This window comes from Cupriavidus sp. GW822-FHT06G04 (assembly GCF_058799075.1).
In genome coordinates this window covers 856,471-876,151 of sequence record NZ_JBXALD010000001.1, presented here as the reverse complement: position 1 = coordinate 876,151, position 19,681 = coordinate 856,471, and the positions used below count along the sequence as shown (strand labels likewise).

Sequence of the window (19,681 nt, the reverse complement as noted above, 5' to 3'; positions counted from 1 at the left end):
TTCGGTCCGATCAATGCATGGATCGAGCCGCGACGCACGCACAGATTCACGTCGCTCACTGCGGTGAACCCCTTGAATTCCTTCGTGAGGTTCCGTGTTTCCAGGATGATTTCCTGAGTCATAGTCTCCTGCCCGCCCTCTTGCTGCGATGCCAGGTTTTGCCCGGCACTGACAATGGTTCGAACTGCGGCGCTTTGTCGCCATATTGCCGCTTGGTATAGGTGTGGACGGTGCGGCTGCCGGGGCATGACAGTGACGCGAAGTGAAGGCGGCGGCACCGTATACCGGCGACTATTGTGTGCGCCTGCTGCGTCGCAAAACATCGGGGTTTGCACTAGGCGCAAGACATTTACGATGTCTCGCTTTTGCGATGCGTGGCGCCGCACCGACGACTGCGTGGAGTCGTCGGTGCGGCGTATCGTGGAAGACCCCTAGACGGGTACGGGCGCGACGATTTCGGGTGAATTTGCTGCACCGCTCGCGGCCGCCTTGCGGTCGGCGCGAATCATGTCGCTGGCGCGTTCGGCAATCATGATCGTCGGCGAGTTGGTGTTGCCCGACGTGATCAGCGGCATGACCGATGCGTCAACCACGCGCAGCCCGGCAATGCCCCGCACGCGCAGCCGGTTGTCGACCACCGCATCGTCGCCCGCGCCCATGCGACAGGTGCCCACCGGATGGAAAATGGTCGTGCCAATCGCGCCCGCCGCTTCGGCCAGTTGTTCGTCAGTCTGGAAGGCCGGGCCGGGCAGCCATTCGGTGGGCTTGTACGGCGCCAGCGCGGGCGATGCGACGATGCGTCGCGTCAGCCGGATCGAATCGGCCGCGACCTTGCGGTCTTCTTCAGTGGACAGGTAATTTGGCGCGATGCGCGGTGCGCGCCGGAAATCGGCATGCTCGATATGCACGCTGCCGCGCGATGTGGGACGCAGGTTGCAAACGCTGGCGGTGAATGCGTTGAAGTCATGCAGCGGATCGCCGAACTTGTCCAGCGACAGCGGCTGCACGTGATATTCGACATTGGCGCGCGTCTGGCCCGGATCGCTGCGCGCGAACGCACCGAGCTGCGACGGCGCCATGCTCATCGGCCCGCTCTGGTTGAACGCGTATTGCAGGCCGATGCCGAGCTTGCCCCACCACTTCGATGCGCGCGTATTCAAGGTGCGCACGCCCTGCACTTTCATGACCGTACGCAGTTGCAGATGATCCTGCAGATTCTCGCCCACACCAGGCAGCGCGTGCCGCACGCGAATGCCCAGCGCCTGCAGCCGCTCCGGCTGTCCGATGCCGGACAGCTCCAGCAGTTGCGGCGAATTGACCGCGCCCGCAGCAAGGATCACTTCGTGCGTGGCGCGCGCTTCGATGGGCTGGCCGCCACCGTGGTATTGCACGCCAGTGCAGCGCCGGCCATCGGGCGAATCGAAAGTCAGGGCGCTGACCTGCGCGCCCGTGACGATGGTCAGGTTGGGCCGGTCGGACGCCTTGCGCAAGAACGCCTTGGCGGTATTCCAGCGAATGCCGCGGCGCTGGTTCACCTCGAAATAACCGACGCCAAAATTGTCGCCGCGATTGAAATCGTCGGTGCGCGGAATGCCGGCCTGCTCGGCCGCCTCGATAAAGCGTTCGAGAATGTCCCAGCGCAGGCGCTGTGCTTCGACGCGCCACTCGCCGCCAGCGCCGTGAAATTCGTTGGCACCGCGGTAATGGTCCTCGCTGCGCTTGAACAGCGGCAGCACGTTGTCCCAGCGCCAGCCATCGTCGCCGGTGGTGCGCGCCCAGTCGTCGTAATCCTCGCGCTGGCCGCGCATGTAGATCATGCCGTTGATCGACGACGATCCGCCCAGCACGCGTCCGCGCGGATATCCGAGTGAGCGCCCGTTCAGGCCCGCCTCTTCCACAGTGCGATAAAGCCAGTCGGTGCGCGGATTGCCGATGCAGTACAGGTAGCCGACCGGGATGTGAATCCAGTGATAGTCGTCCTTGCCGCCCGCTTCGAGCAGCAGCACGCTGACATCGGCATCTTGCGTCAGACGGTTGGCCAGCACGCAGCCAGCGGAGCCCGCTCCCACGATGATGTAGTCGTACGTCTCCATATCCCTTGCTTCCTTCGCGCCCTGAGGGCATCGGGTGATTCTTGTCGGAATCGAGAGATCATCGCACGTCTTACAGCGCGCCGCCGTCAGGGCTTTGCCGGAGCGACGAGATGCCGACTCAGCCAATCGGTCAATGCGACCAGCACTTCACCGCGCAGCGGCTGCGCCTCGTTGAAGATCTCGTGATAGCCGGTGTCGAACCACACCATGTCGCGCAGATCCGGCGGCGCATGGTCGTGGAAAGCGCGGCTGCCTTGCGGGTCGACCACGCGGTCCGCGCCGGCCACCAGCATCAGCATCGGCGCTTCCAGTTGCGGCGCATCGGCCTGCGCGCGCGCCATGCCGCGAATGAACCATTCGAGCACGCTGGCGCTGATGGTGCCCTGCACAAGCGGGTCGGTACGATAGGCGCGCACCTCTTCCGGATCGTGCGAAAGCAGCCGCGCATCGATCGGATTCGGCACACGCAGTCGCGGCGCCAGCGCCAGCAGCACGCGATGCAAGGTGAGCATGGTGTTGCTGAGCTTCAGCGCCAGCGCGGGCGACGACAGGATCAGCGCGCGGATCGGGCGCACGCGCGCCGTGGCAAACCGCGCGGCCACCAGACCGCCCATGCTGTGGCCGAGCACGATCGGCAGTTCGTTCCATTGGCGCAGCGCCGCATCGTAGATTTCGGCAAGATCGTCGAGATACGCGTCGACGTGCGGCACCACCATGCGCGGACCGCCGCTGGCACCGTGGCCGCGCTGATCGTAGGCGCGCACCCGCAGGCCCAGCGCGCATAGCGCGGCCGCCACATGGCCATAGCGCCCGCTATGTTCGGCAAGACCGTGCACCAGCAGCACGGTGCCCAGCGGATCGGGAAACCGTTGCGCATCGGGCAGCCACGTGCGCAGCAGCAGCTCGGTGCCGTCGCGCATGCGCTGGCGCGATTCCGTGGCTGCGGTGCCGGTCGTGGCCGATTCATGCGCGCCGGGCAATCCGGCGGCGCCCACAGGTTGGTTCATCCCCATCGTCTCCTGGTCGGACCTGCTGGTTGTGGCTTGTATCGCGATCGATGATGCGGCGCGCGCCACGGCGGCATGCGCGGCCGGAAGGCGCCGCGCGATCCGCGCCGTTACTTGTGGCACGCAGCGCAGTTGTCCTCGTCGAGCCGCGCCATGTCCGAAAGAATCGGGCAATCGGGCCGCTCGTCGCCGCTGCACGCTTCGGCCAGTGCGCGCAAGGTATCGCGCATCGCGGCCAGTTCGGCAATCTTCACTTCCAGGTCAGCCACGTGCTTCAGCGTCAGCGCCTTGACGTCGGCGCTGGCGCGCCCGCGGTCATGCCACAGCGACAACAGCCCGCGAATTTCGTCGAGCGAGAAACCGAGATTACGGGCGCGCCGCACGAAGCGCAAGGTGTGCACCGCGCGTTCGTCGTAGCGCCGATAGCCGCCTTCGCTGCGTGGCGGCGCGTCAACCAGTCCGATCGATTCGTAGTGACGGATCATCTTCGCGGAAACGCCGGACGCTTGCGCCGCTTCGCCGATATTCATTACATCGCCTCCTGTTGGTCGGCCTCGCCGGCACCGGCCAGCGGATGCCAGCGGCGCAGCAGCAAGGCGTTGCTGACCACGCTGACACTGGAAAACGCCATCGCCGCGCCCGCCACCACCGGATTGAGCAGACCCGCGACGGCTAGCGGAATGCCGATCACGTTGTAGATGAATGCCCAGAACAGATTCTGACGAATCTTGCGCACCGTGCGATGCGACACAGCCAGCGCGTCCGCCACCAGCGCGGGGTCGCCGCGCATCAGCGTGATACCTGCTGCGTGCATCGCCACGTCGGTACCGGTCGACATGGCAATACCGACATCGGCCGCCGCCAGCGCCGGCGCGTCGTTGATGCCGTCGCCCACCATCGCCACCACCGCCTCGCCATTGCGCTTGAGCGCACCCACGCGCGCAGCCTTGTCCTGCGGCAACACCTCGGCCTGCACTTCGTCGAGCCCCAGCATCGCCGCGACGCGCGCCGCCGCGCCCGCGTTGTCGCCGGTCAGCATCACGGTACGAATGCCCGCGGCGCGCAGGCGCGCAATCGCCGCCCGGGCGCCAGGCTTGAGCGCATCGCCGAACGCCACCAGGCCCAGCACCGTGCGCAGCACCGGATCGATCAGCCACGACACCGTGCGTCCCTCGCCGCGCAGTCGTTCGGCCACCGCGTGCAGCGCCAGCGCATCGGCGCCAAGCTCCACGCGCAGGCCTTCGCTGCCCAGCTGCAGCGGCTGCCCCATCACCAAGCCCGAGATGCCGCGGCCCGGCAGGGCGCGTACCTCGCTGGCCGCGGGCACCGCGATGCCGCGCGCTTGTGCCTGCGTCATCACCGCGCGTGCCAGCGGATGTTCGCTGCCGGCCTGCAGCGCGGCCAGCTTCGCCAGCAACGCCGCATCGTCGCCATCGGCCGCTTGCAGCGCCACCACTTCGGGCTTGCCGACGGTCAGCGTGCCGGTCTTGTCGAAGGCCACCACGGACACGCGATGCGCCACCTCCAGCGCCTCGGCGTCCTTGATCAGGATGCCCGCGCGCGCGCCGGCGCCGGTGCCAGCCATGATCGCGGTCGGCGTAGCCAGCCCGAGCGCGCATGGGCACGCAATCACCAGCACCGCCACGGCGTTGAGCAGCGCCTGACTCCAGTCGTGCGCAACCAGGCCCCAACCCAGCAGCGTAAAAAGCGCAATGGCCAGCACCACCGGCACGAACACCGCGCTGACCTGATCGACCATGCGCTGGATCGGCGCCTTGGCGGCCTGCGCGTGCTCGACCATGCGGATGATGCGCGCCAGCACGGTCTCCGCGCCGACCGCCACGGTGCGCGCCACCAGCAGGCCTTCGTAGTTGATCGCGCCACCGGTCAGCTTGTCGCCGGGCTGTTTCGGCACGGGCACTGATTCGCCAGTCAGCATCGATTCGTCGGCGTGGCTGCGGCCGTCGATCACTTCGGCATCGACCGGAATGCGCTCTCCGGGGCGCACCACGATTTCATCGCCGACGCGCACCAGCGCCAGCGCGATGTCCTGCTCCACGCCGTCGCGCCGCACGCGCGCGGTGTCGGGGCGCAGCGCGGCCAGCGCGCGAATGGCGTCGGCGGTCTGGCGCTTGGCGCGCGTTTCCAGCCACTTGCCGAGCCGCACCAGCGTGATCACCACCGCAGCACTTTCGAAATACAAATGCGGCATGGCGTCGCCGGCCGTGAACATCTGCCAGATCGACAGCCCATACGCGGCGGACGTGCCCAGCGCCACCAGCAGATCCATATTGCCGGCGCCCGCGCGCACCGCCTTGTAGCCGGCCTTGTAGAAGCGCCAGCCAAACACGAACTGCACCGGCGTGGCCAGCAGCCATTGCAGCCAGCCCGGCAGCATGGCGTGGATGCCGAACCATTCCAGCACCATCGGCGCCACCAGCGGCAACGACAACGCCGCCGACAGCACGACCGGCCACGGACCCGACCAGAAATCGGACCGGGTTTCGGCCGTACCCAGCGCTGCGGTATCGACGACGGGCTTCGCGCCATAGCCTGCGCGCGTCACCGCGGCGGCAAGCGTTGCCGCGTCGGCCGCGCCGCGCAATACCGTCACGCTGGCACGTTCGGTCGCCAGATTCACCTGGGCGTCGACGACGCCGGGCACTGCACGCAGCGCGCGCTCCACGCGGCCGACGCACGACGCGCAGGTCATGTCCGAGATATCGAGTTCGATCGCATCGCGCGGAACGTCGTATCCCGCATCGGCCACGGCCTGCGCGGCGGCAGTCAGCGCCGCCGCGTCCTCGGCGCGCAGCGTGGCCTGCTCGGTCGCCAGGTTGACCGCCACATCGTGCACGCCGGGCACCTTGGCCAGGGCGTTCTCGACGCGGCGCACGCACGAGGCACAGGTCATGCCCTCGACGGGCAGGCGCCATTCGGAAGGATTCAGGGAAGCGGCGGACGTGGACATGGGCGGATTAGCTTTGAGCGCACGGAGCGCGACAGATGCACTGTGGACCTTACCATCATTGGAAGGTCAAGGCTTGCCGACCCGGGGCGATCCGGTTTGCCATCTCACGGCGCTTGGGCGACGTTGGGGGCGCATTCCGGGCTGCATTTCGGGCTTGCGCTTCCCATGGTGGGAAGGTTCATACTTCACCCGAAGTTATCCATTGCCATTACCAACAGGAGTCGGCGCGATGATCCAGTTCCAAGTCGAAGGCATGTCCTGCAACCATTGTGTCGGTGCCATCACCCGCGCCGTGCACGCGGTCGACCCGTCGGCCCAGGTGGCGGCCGACGTGCCTGCCCAGTCGGTCAAGGTGCAAAGCGGCGCGGACCGCCAGGCCCTGCAGCAGGCGATCGAGGCCGCAGGCTATCCGGTGAAGTCGGCCGCCTGATCGCCGGCGCGCCAAAAGCAAAGGGCACCCGCGGGTGCCCTTTTTCATGTCGACGTGTCCGCAATCGGACGAACGATCAGAAGCGATAGCCGACGCTCAGGTACGTCACCACCGGATCGATCTTGATCTTGGTGTGCGACTGGATCTTGGCGCCATTGGCCAGCGTCGTGGTGAAGTTGGCGGTGGTCGAGATCGGCACATACGACACCGAAATACCGACGAACCAGTTGTCGGTCACGGCATAGTTGGCGCCAACGTTGAACACCGGGTTCCACGACGATTTGGCCGACGCGGCCATGGTCGAGCCCGGACCGAACTCGCCTTGCACGAAACTCTGGTTGGTCACGCTCTCGCCGGTGAACCACGTGTAGTTCACGCCGATACCGACGTACGGGCGGAACTTGGTCTTCGCATCAAAGAAGTGCCATTTGACGACGGCGGCGGGGCTCCATTGGCGCACTTCGCCGAGCTTGCCGTACTTTTCGTAGCCACGGTCGCCGCTGACGTCATGCTTGGGCGGCACGCCGAGCACGAATTCACCCGAGATGTGGTCGGTGAAATAGTGGCTGAACACCAGCCCGAGCGTATCGGCCGAATCGATCGTCGCACCGGTGTTCTGGCGCTGCAGGCCGCCGGTGGGGCGTCCGGCGACGGAATCGATGGTCAGAAATTCCGAGTGGCCGGTCGGCATCACGCGCATCCAGCCAAAGCTCACGATATTGCTTCCCGCGGACTGCGCCTGCGCCACGCCAGCCAGGGTCATCGCCGCGGCCGCTACCAGAATTTTCTTATAGATCTTTTGCATTGTTCCTCTTACTCCGTCCTCTTTTGAATACAACGACTGCAAGCCAAGCATTATCCTGCGCGGGCTGCACCGACTGTTTCAAACACGGGACACGAGGATAGAAGAATTGCCCTAAAGACAGGGTTAACCCATAAAGCGGGCGCTTAATTCAGCAATTTCTGAAACGAAGCGACGCGCGCGCGCAACGTTTCGGTTTCAAATATGAAAAACCACTCGAAGGGAGTGGTCTTGTTGCTGCGTAGCGGACTCATACATCCGTATGGCAATGCCGGGCGTACGGCCTGCGCCCGGTCAATTGCGCCCGGTCAGTCGCGGCTTGCCAGAATGCACGCGGCGAGGTCCCACAGCGCATAGCCGACGCTCTTGAAGACCAGCGGACTGCCCGCGCGGGCGCGCAGGGCGTCGGCCCGCAGAATCGCCGTCTCGAATGGCTGCACCGTGTTCCAGTCGATGCCGGCCTGCAGCAGATCGCCGGCCTCGTCCTCGATGCCAAACAGCGTGTCGGCCAGCAGACGGCCGCTGGCGGCGGCCGCGTGGCACAGCCCGGGCGGCAGCTCGCACATGTCGGGCCGGAACGCGCCGACGGCCGCCACGAAATGGCGGTCGGTCCAGAGGCCGCTGTCCAGGTCCGGCAACACCGGCGTGCGGCTCGACGTCACGGTCACCACCAGCGACACCCGCGGCAGCACCGCCGCCACATCGTCGATCACCTGTGCATCGACGCCAAGCGTGGCGGCGTGCGCGGCCAGCGCCGCGGCCTTGTCGCGCGTGCGCGACTGCAGCCACACCTTGCGCACCGGCAAGCCGGCGACAAACGCTTCCAGATGGGTTTGCGCCTGCACGCCGGCGCCGACGATCAGCAACTCGCCGTCGGGCGCCGGGGCAAACGTCTGCGCGGCCAGCAGCGATACCGCGGCCGTGCGGCGGCCCGTTACCGTCGGCCCATCCAGCATGGCGATCCGCTCGCCGGTATGGGCATCGGCCACCAGTACTTCGCCAAGGATGGTGGGCAGACCACGCTCCGGATTGTCGGGATGCACGGTGATGTTCTTGGTCATCACGATGTCGCGGTTGCAGGCCGGCATCACCAGCAGCGTGCCCCGCCCACGCCCCTCTTCGCCGACGGGCAAGGCGATGCGCGGCGGCGCCATGGCGGTGCCGTCGCGCAGTTCGGCCAGCATCGCCGCAATGGCCTGGGCGAGTTCGGGATAAGGCAGGCGCGCGGCGGTGGCGGCGGCATCCAGCGGCAGAAAGGCGGTCATCGGCGGGGCAATCGGATCGTTACCAGAACCGCCATTGTCGCCGGTCCGGCACGCCTTAGCGCGACAGATAGGGCAGCATGGTCTCGGCGTAGCGCGTACCCGCCGCTGCGCCGACCGGAAACACCGCGTCGATATCGGCCAGATCCTCGCGGGTCAGCACCACATCCAGCGCGCCGAGGTTGTCCTCGAGGTTGGCGATGCGCCGCGTGCCCGGAATCGGCACCAGATGATCGCCGCGCGCCAGCACCCACGCCAGCGCCAGTTGCGCAGGCGAGCAGCCCTTGGCGGCCGCCAGTTCGCGCACCGCATCGACCAGCTTCAGGTTGCGCGCGAAGTTCTCGCCCATGAAACGCGGGTTGGTGCGGCGATAGTCGTCGGCGTCGAAATCGTCGGGCGTGCGGATCGCACCGGTCAGGAAGCCGCGGCCCAGCGGGCTGTAAGGCACGAAGCCGATGCCAAGACGTTCGCAGGTGGCCATGATGCCGTTCTCGTCCACGTCGCGCGTCCACAGCGAATATTCGGTCTGCAGCGCGGTGATCGGATGGACGGCATGCGCCCGTTCTATCGTGGCGGCGCCCGCCTCGGACAGGCCGATCCACCGCACCTTGCCTGCCTTGACCAGTTCGGCCATCGCGCCGACCGTTTCCTCGATCGGCGTGTCCGGATCGACGCGATGCTGGTAATAGAGGTCGATATGGTCGACGCCGAGCCGCTTCAGGCTGGCGTCACAGCTGGCTCGCACGTATTCGGGACGGCCGTTGGCGCCGCGCGCGGCCGAGTTGGCGGGATCGCGCACGATGCCGAACTTGGTGGCCAGCACCACCTTGTCGCGCCGGCCCGCCAGCGCCCGCCCTACCAGCTCTTCGTTGGTGTGCGGACCGTAAATATCAGCCGTATCGATAAAGTTGACGCCTTTATCGATCGCATGATGAATAAGTTGAATAGATTGCGCGTCGTCGTGCGCGCCATAGAACTCGCTCATTCCCATGCAGCCCAGGCCAATCGGAAACACCTCGGGGCCAACACGGCCCAGTTTGCGCATTGCGGTCATCGGGACACTCCTGGTGGGTTTGGTTCGGAAATCGGCCCGCTCAACTCACATTGGCTGGCGCGACCGGACGGAGGCCAGTATCGCCACGTCACGCCCGCGGAAACAGCGTGCTACGCTGCATGCATCATGAAGCCAGACTTCACAATCGATTCCGATTCCCTGCCGGCGCTGGTCGCCTTTACGCGCGTGGCGCGGCTGGGCAGCTTTACCGCTGCGTCCGCCGCGTTGGCCGTGAGTCCGTCGGCCGTCTCGCAGACCATCCGTCATCTCGAAGACCGGCTCGGCGTGCGGCTGCTGCAGCGCACGACGCGCCGCGTGGGCCTGACCGAGGCCGGAGCGGCATTGCTGGCGCGCGTGGAGCCTGCGCTGGCCGAAATCCATGCCGCGACCGACGACATCCGCCAGCAACGCGACATGCCGGCCGGCACGTTGCGCCTGACCAGTTCGCACTCGGCCGTGGTAATTGCGCTGCGTCCGATCCTGACCGATTTCATGCGCGCCTATCCCACGATCTGCGTGGACCTCGTCACTGACGATCGTTTCGTCGACCTGATCGCCGAAGGCTTCGACGCCGGCCTGCGCCTGGGCGAAGCGCTGCAGCAGGACATGGTGGCGATTCCGGTGACGGGGCCGTTGCGCATGGTGGTGGCGGCCTCGCCCGACTATCTGGCGGGTCACGGCACGCCGCAGACGCCGCACGAGCTGCATCGCCATGCGTGCCTGCCGTATCGCTTTGGCCCGATGGGGTCGGTCTATCGCTGGGAATTCGCGCGCGGCGGCAGGCCCTTCACGGTCGATATCGGCATGGCGTTGATTGCCAACGACAAGTCGATGCTGCATCAGGCGGCATTGGCCGGCCTGGGGCTGATCTACGAATTTCCGCACCATATCGCCGATGCGCTGGCGTCGGGCGCGCTCGTGACCGTGCTGGACGAATGGACGCCGCCGTTTTCGGGCTTCTACCTTTACTACCCGAGCCGCGCGCTGATGCCGCCCAAACTGCGCGTGTTCGTCGATTTCCTGAAGGCGCGCGAATTGCCGCAGTCGCCGCGCTGAAGACACCGCGTCAACGGCGCGCCGACACTTTCTCCACCTTCGCGTCGCGTACGCCGGCACCACGCACCTCGATGCCGATTTCATGCACGACCTGGCCGCCCGCATCGACCAGTTGCACGCGATGCCGGCCCGGCCATGGCAGCCACGCAATCTGCCCGCCGCGGCCCAGCGGCTTGCCGTCCATGCGCCAGCTCACCGCCTGCGCCGTCTGGCCAGTCAGGCCGTCGGCGTGAAACCAGACGCGCTGCGCGGCCGGCGGAATATCGGGATCCAGCGCGAAGATGGTGCCGTCGGCCGGGCTGGCGATGGCGGGCGCGCTTGGTGCGCGGCCGGTCGTGCCGACGCTGACGCGATGCAGCGCCGTGCCCGATAGAAAGACTTCGTCGCGCGCCGGCTCAAGGTTGTCGTCGAAGCGCAGCGCCACGCGCTCGACGCCGGTCGGCATGGCCGGCGCGCGGCTCGCGGTCCGTTCGTGCAGCGCCTCCATGACCTCGTGCCAGACCGGCGCGGCGCCCGACACGCCCGATACGTCGTGCATGCTGGCGCCGCTAGCGTTTCCGACCCATACACCCACCGTGTAGCGCTGCGACCAGCCCACGCACCAGTTGTCGCGCATGTCCTTGCTGGTGCCGGTTTTCACGGCGGTCCAGAACCGCGTGGTGAGCGGACTGTCGAGCCCGAAGGTCCGCGCACGCGCGTGACGATCGGACAGCACGTCGCCGATGATGTACGTCGACGCCCCGCTCATCACCGGCTGGCGTTGCAAAGCCGGCGCTTCGACGGTCATGCGCGACGGCGCATACGCGCCCTGGTTGGCGAAACTGCGATACGCGTTGGTCAACGACAGCAACGACACATCGGCGCTGCCGAGCGCGAGGCTGTAGCCGTAGTAATCACCCGATTGGGTCAGCGGCAGGCCCAGCGCGACCAGTCGCCGATGAAAGCGATGGGGCGTGACCATCACGAGGGTGCGCACCGCGGGCACGTTCAGCGACGATCCCAGCGCGGCGCGCAAACTGACCCATCCCGCGTAGCGATGATCGTAATTCTGCGGAATATAGAGGCCGCCGCCCGTGGGCAGGTTCACGGGTCGATCGTCGAGCAGCGAAGCGGCAGTCAGCCGGCGCTCCTCGATCGCCTGGGCATAGAGAAACGGCTTCAGCGTGGAGCCCGCCTGACGCAACGCCGCGGCGTGGTCCACCTGCGCGGCCGACGACAACGCGCCCGACGATCCCACATAGGCGAGCACATCGCCGCTGGCGTTATCGATCACCACCACGGCGCCGTCCTCGACATTGCGGCCGGCCAGCTCGCGCAGATGGCGATCGAGACTGTTCACGGCCACGCGCTGCAGGTTGGCGTCGAGCGTCGACACGATGCGCGGCGGCAGCGGCTTGCCAGCCGGCGTAGCGGCGCGCGCCTGTGCCACCACGGCTCGCGCCAGATGCGGCGCCAGATTGCCGCCGCGCCGCACGGACATGCCATCGCCGCCCAGGCTGACCGACCTGGCCAGCGCCAGCGTCGTGAAGCCGTCGAGGCCATCGCACTCGCGCGGCTGTTTCATGTCGCGCAGAATGCCGCAGGCGCGTTTGGAGACTTGCAGCGCCGATGCATTCGGACTGCGCACCAGCGCCACGGCCACCGCCGCCTCGCGCGCGTCGAGCCCGCTTGGCGCCTTGCCGAACAACGTCTGCGACATCGCCGACAGGCCCACCAGTTCACCGCGGAACGGCACCAGATTCAGATACGCCTCGAGAATCTGGTCCTTGCTCCAGCCGCGCTCCAGCGACGACGCGCTGACCACCTGCCCAAGCTTCTGTCCAAAGCTGCGGCCGCGGCCGGCGCGCAGATCGTCGTCGAGCAGACCGGCCAGCTGCATCGTCAGCGTCGACGCGCCGCGCGTGCGCGTATTCCACAGATTTGCCCAAGCCGCCGCGGCCACGCCCTGCCAGTCGACGCCGCTATGCGCATAGAAACGTTTGTCCTCGGACAGCACGATGGCCGTGCGCAACGCCGGTGACGTATCGGTCAGCGTCACCCAGTCGCCACGGCGCGCAGTGAAATCGTCACGCACGCGCGCCACGGTCTCGCCATGCCGGTCGGTCACTACGATATCGGCGCTGCGCCAGTGGTCCCGCACCTCGCGAAACGAAGGCGCCGCCTGCGCGATGCCCGCGACGCACGCGCCCAGCCACAGCGCCGTCGCCACGCGGATCGCGCCGCGCGCTGGCTTCGATGACCACGCCAACCGTTTCACCACGATCCCTTCGAATACGTCGATTCACCGCGCTCGGCCACCACGCCGGCCACCAGCAGCACCTGCGCGATGGCGTAGGTCCACCAGATGCCGAGCTGATAGGTCTCGAACGGCGACAGGAATTTCGCCATGCCGATCATCGCGTCCGACATCACGAAGCACAGCGCGCCAAGCGCCGCCAGCGGCGTCGGCAGCCGCGCCAGCATCGCCGCGCAGGCCATCGCCGCCAGCACGGCGATATACACGGTGACCGGCCACATCATGTCGCCAAGGTTTGGCCAGAAGCGTCCCAGCAGCGCCGCCGCCGCACCGATCACCAGGCCACAACCGACCAGGCGATGCGCGCGCAGGTCGCCGCCCAGCGGCACGAACAGGCGCAGGTAGGCGAGATGCGCGAGCAGGAATGCGCCGAGGCCGCCGATGAACGAAATCCGCAGCCCCGGCAACGCCAGCAGGAAATCTCCCAGCCCGGAAAACACCAGCGCCACCACCAGCCAGCGGCGCTCGCCCGTGGGGCGGTGAAACCATGCCGCGCGCGCCAGCAGCAACGCCATCGCCGTCTTCCAGACCGGCTGATAGGCGATCTGGCCCGTCAGCGGCGCGCCGGGAGGCAGATCGAGCGACGCCTGGAACAGCAGCAGGCCATAGGTGAGGCCGGCCAGTGCGCCGGCGATCCACCATTCGCGCACGCGAGGGGGCATCCGCATGGCGATCCAGCTCACTTGCCGGCTCCGACGGTCAGTTTGGCGTTGGGCGCCTCGCCAAAGACATCGGGCGCGTACATCGCTTCCACGCGTGTCGGCGGCAACGCGAATTCGCCGGCATTGTTGAGCCGCACCGTGTACTCCACGCTCAGCGCACCCTTCGGTACGTAACCGAAATATTCGCGATAGGCCTCCGGCGTGCGTTCCGTAAAGGTAGACCACGCCTTTTTCTCGTCGCGCGTGGCGATCTGCGAATCGCGGCCCAGACCGCTGCCAAGAATCGTGGCGCCCGTGGGCACCGGATCGCTGACCACCACCCAGGTCATGTCGGCCTGCGCATCGATATCGAGCTTGACGCGATACGTATCGCCGCGCGACCACTTGCCCGCCACCGCCTGCTCCACCGGCGTGACGCTGCGGCGCACGCGGTAGCCGGCGGCCACCGGCTCGCGCAGCGGCACGGCAGCCAGTGCGCGCACCGTGGCCCACGGGCGACCGCTGCCCTGCTGCTCCACCTGCAGCGTCGAAGGCGCTCCGGCCGATGTCGCCGGCCACGGCAGATCGACCGCGCCGCTGGCGACGCCGTCCTTCTGCGTGGCGCGCGACCAATCGAACGTCCGCGACGCATCGCCAAGCGTGGCGCGTGCGCTGCCGGACACCGGCGTCTTCTCGTACACCGCCGCATAGCGACGAATCGCCAGCACGCCCCAGGCGTTGGCGGTGGTGGTCATCCACGCGCCGCGCGTCTGGCGTCCCAGCAGTCCCGTCACCAGCTGCGGCACGTCGTCCTTCCACGTCGGCAGTTGCGATGCCAGCGCCAGCAGCCTGGCCGCATTGACGTCGCCGCCCGACATCAGCCACCACCAGTTATCGTTGCGCTCGGTCGAGAAGACCAGTCGCGTGCCCTGCACGGTCAGGCGGCTGCGCAACAGCTGCGTGGCGTCGGCCATGCGCTTGTCGCGCTCGGGGACGTCCTGCACGCGCGACAGGATGCTCAGCCAGTCGATCAGCGCTGAGGTTGGCCATTGATCGGGCAGGATCTGGATCGAACCGAGCATGCGTGCCTGCGCCTTGCCGCTGCGCGACAGCGCCTCGATGGCGGCGAGCTTGCGCACGTCCAGATCCATCGTGGCCGCCGCGGCCGGCGACCAGCGCGGCGGCGAGATGCGACCTTCGACAAACGCGATCAGGCCGCGCTCCATCTGCTCGCGCTGCGCATCGGGAATGCGCATCGGCATACCGGCGCGCGAGGCTTCGTCGGCAATCGCCAGCAAATACGCGGTCAACGTTTCGCTGCCCGATTCGCCGTCGCTGCGCAGCGGGAAGTACGACGCAAGCCCGTTGCTGTCGAGATACGACGGCAGTTGCGCCATCAGCGCGTCCCACGCAGCCGCATCGCCCAGGCCGAGCGATTTCGAGGTGCGCTGTTCCAGGCAACTGAACGGATAGTTACGGAACCACTCGCGCACACCGGGCATGCCGCCGGCCAGCGACGACTGCAGCGACACCTGCATGCCGCCACGCAACTTGCCGGCCGGATCGGCCAGCGCGCCAGCGGGCGCCTGCACCGGCACCGACATGTTTGGCGCCAGCTGCGCCAACATCGCCTGCTGCACCGTCACCGGCACGGCCGGCACGATCTGCTGCGACACCTTGAGCTTGTCGCTGGCGTCGCCGGTGCCCTTTTCCGCGGCCGCCACCTCCCACAGGATCGTGCCGCTGCGGCTGTATGCGAGCAGTGCCGGCGCGGTGATATCCCAGCCGATTTCGCGCGCCTCGCCCGCGGGAATCTGCACGGTCTGTGCGGGCAGCGTCAGCGCATCGACCAGCGTGGCGCGCGCCGTGGCCTCCACCGTCATCGCGCGTTGCGTGGTGTTGCGCAGCGTGAACATGGCACGGTACTTGTCGTCCTCGCGCACCAGCAACGGCAGCCCCGCGATCATCTGCAGATCCTGCGTGGCGGCGATCGTGGCGCTGCCGCTGCCGAAGCGATTCACGCCGAGATCGGCCACGGCCACGATGCGGAAGCTGGTGAGCGAATCGTTCAGCGGCACTTCCAGCGTTGCCTTGCCTTCGCCATCGAGCTGCACACGCGGATTCCACAGCAGCAGCGTGTCGAACAGTTCGCGCGTGGGGCTCTTGCCGCCGCCACCGCCGGCCGGCACCGCCTTGCGGCCATAGTGCCGGCGCCCGATGATTTCCATTTGCGCGGTCGATGTTTCCACGCCGTAGCTGCGCTGCTGCACCATCGCATCGAGCAGGTTCCAGCTGTTGTTCGGCATCAGCTCAAGCAGCGCCTGGTCGACCGCGGCCAGTGCCACTTCGCCGTTGGCCGCGGGCTTGCCGTCGGGCAGCTTCACCTGCACCACCACGCGCGCCTTGCCGCGCACGGGATAGCTGGCCTTGTCGGGCGTCACGCTGACGTCCAGCCGGTAAGCATCGTTGCCCACGCGGATCTGCGCCAGGCCCAGCCGGAAAGCCGGCTTGGACAGATCGACCAGCGGCGACGGCGCCACGTATTCGCGGCCTTCGCTGCGGAATGCATGCCACCAGTCCAGCGGCTGGCGCCAGCCCCAGGTGAAGAACGAATACCACGGCACTTCGCGCAGGCGTCCGCGAATGCTGAGCACCGACACGTAGACGTTCGGGCCCCATTCGGACTTCACCTTGAGCTTGATCGTCGGATCGGCGCCGCTCAATTCCACCACCTCGGTATCGAGAATGCCTTCACGTTCGATGGCGACCAGCGCCGTGGCGCGGCGGAACGGCATACGCACCTGGAACACTGCGGTATCGCCCGGCGCATACGAGCGCTTTTCAGGCAGCACATCCATGCGGTCGTGGTTTTCGCCGCCGAACCACAGTTCGCCCTGGCGCGTCACCCATACCGTGGTGGCCGCCTGCGCAACGCGGCCTTCCGAATCGCGTGCATTGGCCACCAGCTCCACTTCACCGGCCTGCGACAGCTCCACCTCGCAACGCACGCGGCCCTGGGCATCGGTGCGCGCTTCGCACACCACCCCGAGATCCTTGCTTTCGCTGCGATTGTCGTAGCGATAGAAGCCGCCCACCACGCGCTTGCGCGAGGACGTGGTGGTGCGCGCGCGCGCTTTCACCTGCACGGGCGAATCGGCGACAGGCTTGCCCTGCGTATCGAGCACCACGCCGTACACCGCAAGCTTTTGCTTGATCGACACCCAGCTCGACGCCTTGATGCCGGCCACCACCGCCGACGGCCACAGCGCGACGGTCTGGCGCAGCGTCTGGATCTCGCCGTTCGGATCGGCAAAACCGGCTTCCAGCACGAGATCGCCCGGCACGGCCACCTTCGGCAAATCCTTGACCACCAGCTTGCCGTTGCCGTCCTTGTCCAGCGTCAGCGGCAGCTTGTCGGCAACGAGTTTTTCCGAATCGTCGCGCGCGCTGTCGGCATCCTGATCGTCTTCCTCGTCGCCGCTGCTGCTGCTCTCCTGCTGCGTACGCGGCTGGCTGAACGAGAAGTCGTCGTAATCGGCAAAATTCACCGGCTTGTTGCGCATCAGTGCCGACACGCGCACCGGCAGTCCTGCCGCGCCGCCGCCATTGAGGTAGTGCAGCTCGACATTCACCGGCACCTGCGCCGGCGCCACCAGCGCATTGCCCTTGATCTTCGGGTCGCGCGTGACCGAGAGCGTGCCCGACAGGACCGGCAAGCGGAACGCTTCCACGCGGAAGCTGCCGCTGTCCAGCGAGCGATCGTTGTCGTACACCAGCGCCACGTCATAGACGCCGAGCTTGGCCGCCTGCGGCACCTGGAAGGTGTTTTCCGCGCTGCGCCCGCCGGTGGCGGTATTGCGCCACGCCAGCGGCATCTCGTACTTCTGCCCGGTGCCCTGGTGCGTGATCACCAGCGTTTGCGGCAGCGCCGCCGGCAATGCAAAGCCCTGCGCCGTTTCATTGCGGATCAGGTGCTTCATCGACACCGTTTCGCCGGCGCGCAGCAGCGTGCGGTCGAACACGGTATGTGCGCGCACCGTCTGCTTCGGGCTCAGGTCGGTCGGCACGTTGAAGCGCCAGGTCTCGATGCCGCGATTCCAGTCCGACATCACGAACGCCATGTCGGCTTTGCCGCGGGCCTGCGGATGATCGGCGCCGATGCGTGCGGACACGAAATAGCCGTCCATGCCGTTGCCGCAATCCTTGTAGCGACGATCGGGCAGCGTGGCGATGCGCGCGACGCCCTTCGCATCAGTTACCGCCTGGCCCAGCAGTTCGCCCTCGCAACTGCGCACGGCCACTTTGGCATTGGCCACCGGCTTGCCGTCGTCGAGCGTCGTCACCCATGCCAGCCCGCTCATGTCGCCATCGGCCGCGCCGCGCGCCAGCTTGAAATGCACGCCAAGGTTGGTCACCAGCGCGGCGGTGCGCACGTACATCGGCGCCTTCTTGCCGAGCAGCGCTTCGCCCAGCATCGGCGAGGCAATCTCCACCACATGAAAGCCCGGCTCCGGCAGAGGAATGCCGACCACTTCGAACGGGCGTGGCGTAGTGTCGGTCGGCTTGGGAATGTCGAGCTTCTTGACGCCGGCCACGCCGTTGAGCAACGACACCGAGCGCGTTTCGATGCTCGGCGCGTTGCGCGGGCTCTGCACGTCGTACGGCGCGCGGCCGGCGCGGATCGCGTCGATCTGCTGCCGTGTCCACGAGTTTTCGTGCATGCGCTTGACCATGCCGAACCAGCGCAGGATGGCCGTATCGTCATCGACCTTGAGCCGCGCCACGGTGCCCGCCTCGGCGCGCACGGCCAGTGCCGGCAGATCGGCTTCGACATTGCGCAGCGTCACCGGCAGCAGCGGCGGGTAGTCGCTGGCCGGCTTGCCACGCGGCACATCGGCAAAGCGCTCGACCACGCCGAACGGCGCGGCGGCGAACTTTGCCAGCGGCGGCAACGCCGCCGTGGTCAGCTTGATCGGGAACAGGTCCGCATTGCCGAGCGCGCGGCCGCTTTCATCCTTGAGATCCTTGGGCGCCTCGATCGTCAGGCTGGCCTTTTCCGGGAACGGCCCCTTGAACGTGACCGACGATACTGGCGCGTCGGCGGCCTGGTCCGGATCGAACGCGGGCGCCTGCGGGCCCGACGGCGTCTTCAGCACGATATGTTCGGCGGCCTTGCGCGAGATCGGCGCGGAAAACGTGACCGTCATCGGACGCAATGGCGTGCACGGCGCTTCGGCGCGTTCGCGCTCGCAGGTAAAGCCGGCCGAAAACGGCTCGCGCACCTGGAAATCGAAACGCCGTGCCGCCGTGGCTGCCAGACCGGACGGCGTGGCGATGCCCGCATCGAGCACCAACTGCATGCGCGCGCCGGCCGGCAGCCGTTGCTGGCACGCCAGCAGATGGACGGCGTCGGCCTCGCGCTTGGCCACCTCTTTCCAGCCGATCGCCTCGATGACGCCGTCGCGGTCCTTGCCGGTCAGCAGCCGCACGGGGATGCGCTCGCCAAGGCCCTCGGCCTGGCACCACGCATGCTCGCGGATCGATCCGGCCGTGGCCGCGCCGTTGAAGCGCAGCGCAAACACCTGGTCTTCCTCGACCTGTCCGCCCGAGGGGCGCGCCGAGACCACGATCGGTCCGCCGGTTTCGAAGCGGTATTCGGGCTTGCCGGAATAGGCCTTGCCGGCCACGCTCTTAAGTCCGCCGGAGATCCGCACGGTACAACGCACGCCGGGCGGCAGGTCGCGCTCGAAGTCGTAGACCCAGTTGGTCGCATTGACCCAGCGTCCGCTGCCACCGACGCTGCCGCCGACGCACGATACGGAGGCAGGCGCCGCGGCCTTGAGGTCGCCCATCGGCACCATCGCTTCGTCGAAGCGGATCGCCACCTGGCGAACCTGTGGGTTCACCCCTTCGGGTGAAAAGCGCGTGATCTGCGCGGCCGATGCGGCCGGCGCCCATGTCAGTGCGCTGAAAACAAGACCTGCGGCGGCGGCTACGGTCGCCGTGGCGATCTTTCCCATCATCCTGCCCTCTGTCGGAATTGGCTCCGCGCGAGGGTGACATGCAGAG

Annotated in this window: 12 protein-coding genes and 1 pseudogene; 2 read left to right on the top strand and 11 right to left on the bottom strand. The window is 67.3% G+C overall.

The window, feature by feature from the left end:
• The 5 genes and pseudogenes from AC1RKI_RS03985 to AC1RKI_RS03965 all read right to left on the bottom strand — a co-directional run.
• Positions 1 to 122, bottom strand: a pseudogene (locus tag AC1RKI_RS03985) (ABC transporter ATP-binding protein); the annotation flags it as partial.
• A 309-nt stretch (positions 123 to 431) separates the two neighbouring features.
• Positions 432 to 2,093 carry a GMC family oxidoreductase gene (locus AC1RKI_RS03980; RefSeq protein WP_492793742.1) on the bottom strand — a complete coding sequence of 554 codons (1,662 nt, stop codon included), beginning with the start codon at positions 2,091 to 2,093 and terminating at the stop codon, positions 432 to 434.
• Positions 2,094 to 2,179: 86 nt separating this feature from the next.
• Positions 2,180 to 3,100, bottom strand: coding sequence for an alpha/beta hydrolase (locus tag AC1RKI_RS03975; RefSeq protein ID WP_492793744.1), 921 nt, complete (start codon positions 3,098 to 3,100; stop codon positions 2,180 to 2,182).
• Between the two features lie 110 nt (positions 3,101 to 3,210).
• Positions 3,211 to 3,630 carry a Cu(I)-responsive transcriptional regulator gene (gene cueR, locus AC1RKI_RS03970; protein ID WP_150982200.1) on the bottom strand — a complete coding sequence of 140 codons (420 nt, stop codon included), beginning with the start codon at positions 3,628 to 3,630 and terminating at the stop codon, positions 3,211 to 3,213.
• Positions 3,630 to 6,071, bottom strand: a complete 2,442-nt coding sequence (locus AC1RKI_RS03965) for a heavy metal translocating P-type ATPase (RefSeq protein ID WP_492793747.1) — start codon at positions 6,069 to 6,071, stop codon at positions 3,630 to 3,632. The genes cueR and AC1RKI_RS03965 overlap by 1 nt, the downstream gene beginning before the upstream one ends.
• A gap of 229 nt (positions 6,072 to 6,300) precedes the next feature.
• On the opposite strand from AC1RKI_RS03965, the gene AC1RKI_RS03960 reads away from it, so the two are divergent.
• On the top strand, positions 6,301 to 6,501 hold the full coding sequence (locus tag AC1RKI_RS03960; protein WP_061958593.1) for a heavy-metal-associated domain-containing protein: 201 nt from the start codon (positions 6,301 to 6,303) through the stop codon (positions 6,499 to 6,501).
• Positions 6,502 to 6,577: 76 nt separating this feature from the next.
• On the opposite strand, the gene AC1RKI_RS03955 is transcribed toward AC1RKI_RS03960, so the two are convergent.
• The 3 genes from AC1RKI_RS03955 to AC1RKI_RS03945 form a co-directional block, all read right to left on the bottom strand.
• The gene (locus tag AC1RKI_RS03955) at positions 6,578 to 7,306 is read right to left on the bottom strand and encodes an OmpW/AlkL family protein (RefSeq protein WP_061958592.1); all 729 of its coding nucleotides are present in this window, start codon (positions 7,304 to 7,306) and stop codon (positions 6,578 to 6,580) included.
• A gap of 305 nt (positions 7,307 to 7,611) precedes the next feature.
• Positions 7,612 to 8,568: a delta(1)-pyrroline-2-carboxylate reductase family protein gene (locus AC1RKI_RS03950; RefSeq protein ID WP_492793750.1), complete on the bottom strand. Its 957-nt coding sequence runs from the start codon at positions 8,566 to 8,568 to the stop codon at positions 7,612 to 7,614.
• Between the two features lie 55 nt (positions 8,569 to 8,623).
• Positions 8,624 to 9,619, bottom strand: coding sequence for an aldo/keto reductase (locus AC1RKI_RS03945; RefSeq protein ID WP_492793752.1), 996 nt, complete (start codon positions 9,617 to 9,619; stop codon positions 8,624 to 8,626).
• 126 nt (positions 9,620 to 9,745) lie between these two features.
• Between AC1RKI_RS03945 and AC1RKI_RS03940 the strand changes: the two genes are divergently transcribed.
• Positions 9,746 to 10,675 (top strand): LysR family transcriptional regulator, encoded by a 930-nt coding sequence (locus AC1RKI_RS03940; protein WP_227458739.1) that lies wholly within the window; start codon positions 9,746 to 9,748, stop codon positions 10,673 to 10,675.
• A 10-nt stretch (positions 10,676 to 10,685) separates the two neighbouring features.
• Here AC1RKI_RS03940 and pbpC read toward each other — a convergent pair whose 3' ends face one another.
• Genes pbpC through AC1RKI_RS03925 form a run of 3 tightly spaced genes read right to left on the bottom strand, consistent with a single transcriptional unit; the run spans position 10,686 to position 19,635 of the window.
• Complete coding sequence (pbpC, locus tag AC1RKI_RS03935) at positions 10,686 to 12,884, bottom strand: penicillin-binding protein 1C (protein WP_492794310.1); 2,199 nt, start codon at positions 12,882 to 12,884, stop codon at positions 10,686 to 10,688.
• Between the two features lie 44 nt (positions 12,885 to 12,928).
• Complete coding sequence (locus AC1RKI_RS03930) at positions 12,929 to 13,654, bottom strand: lysoplasmalogenase (RefSeq protein ID WP_061958588.1); 726 nt, start codon at positions 13,652 to 13,654, stop codon at positions 12,929 to 12,931.
• The gene (locus AC1RKI_RS03925; RefSeq protein WP_492793755.1) at positions 13,651 to 19,635 is read right to left on the bottom strand and encodes an alpha-2-macroglobulin family protein; all 5,985 of its coding nucleotides are present in this window, start codon (positions 19,633 to 19,635) and stop codon (positions 13,651 to 13,653) included. Before AC1RKI_RS03925 ends, AC1RKI_RS03930 begins: the two co-directional genes overlap by 4 nt.
• Positions 19,636 to 19,681 lie beyond the last annotated feature (46 nt).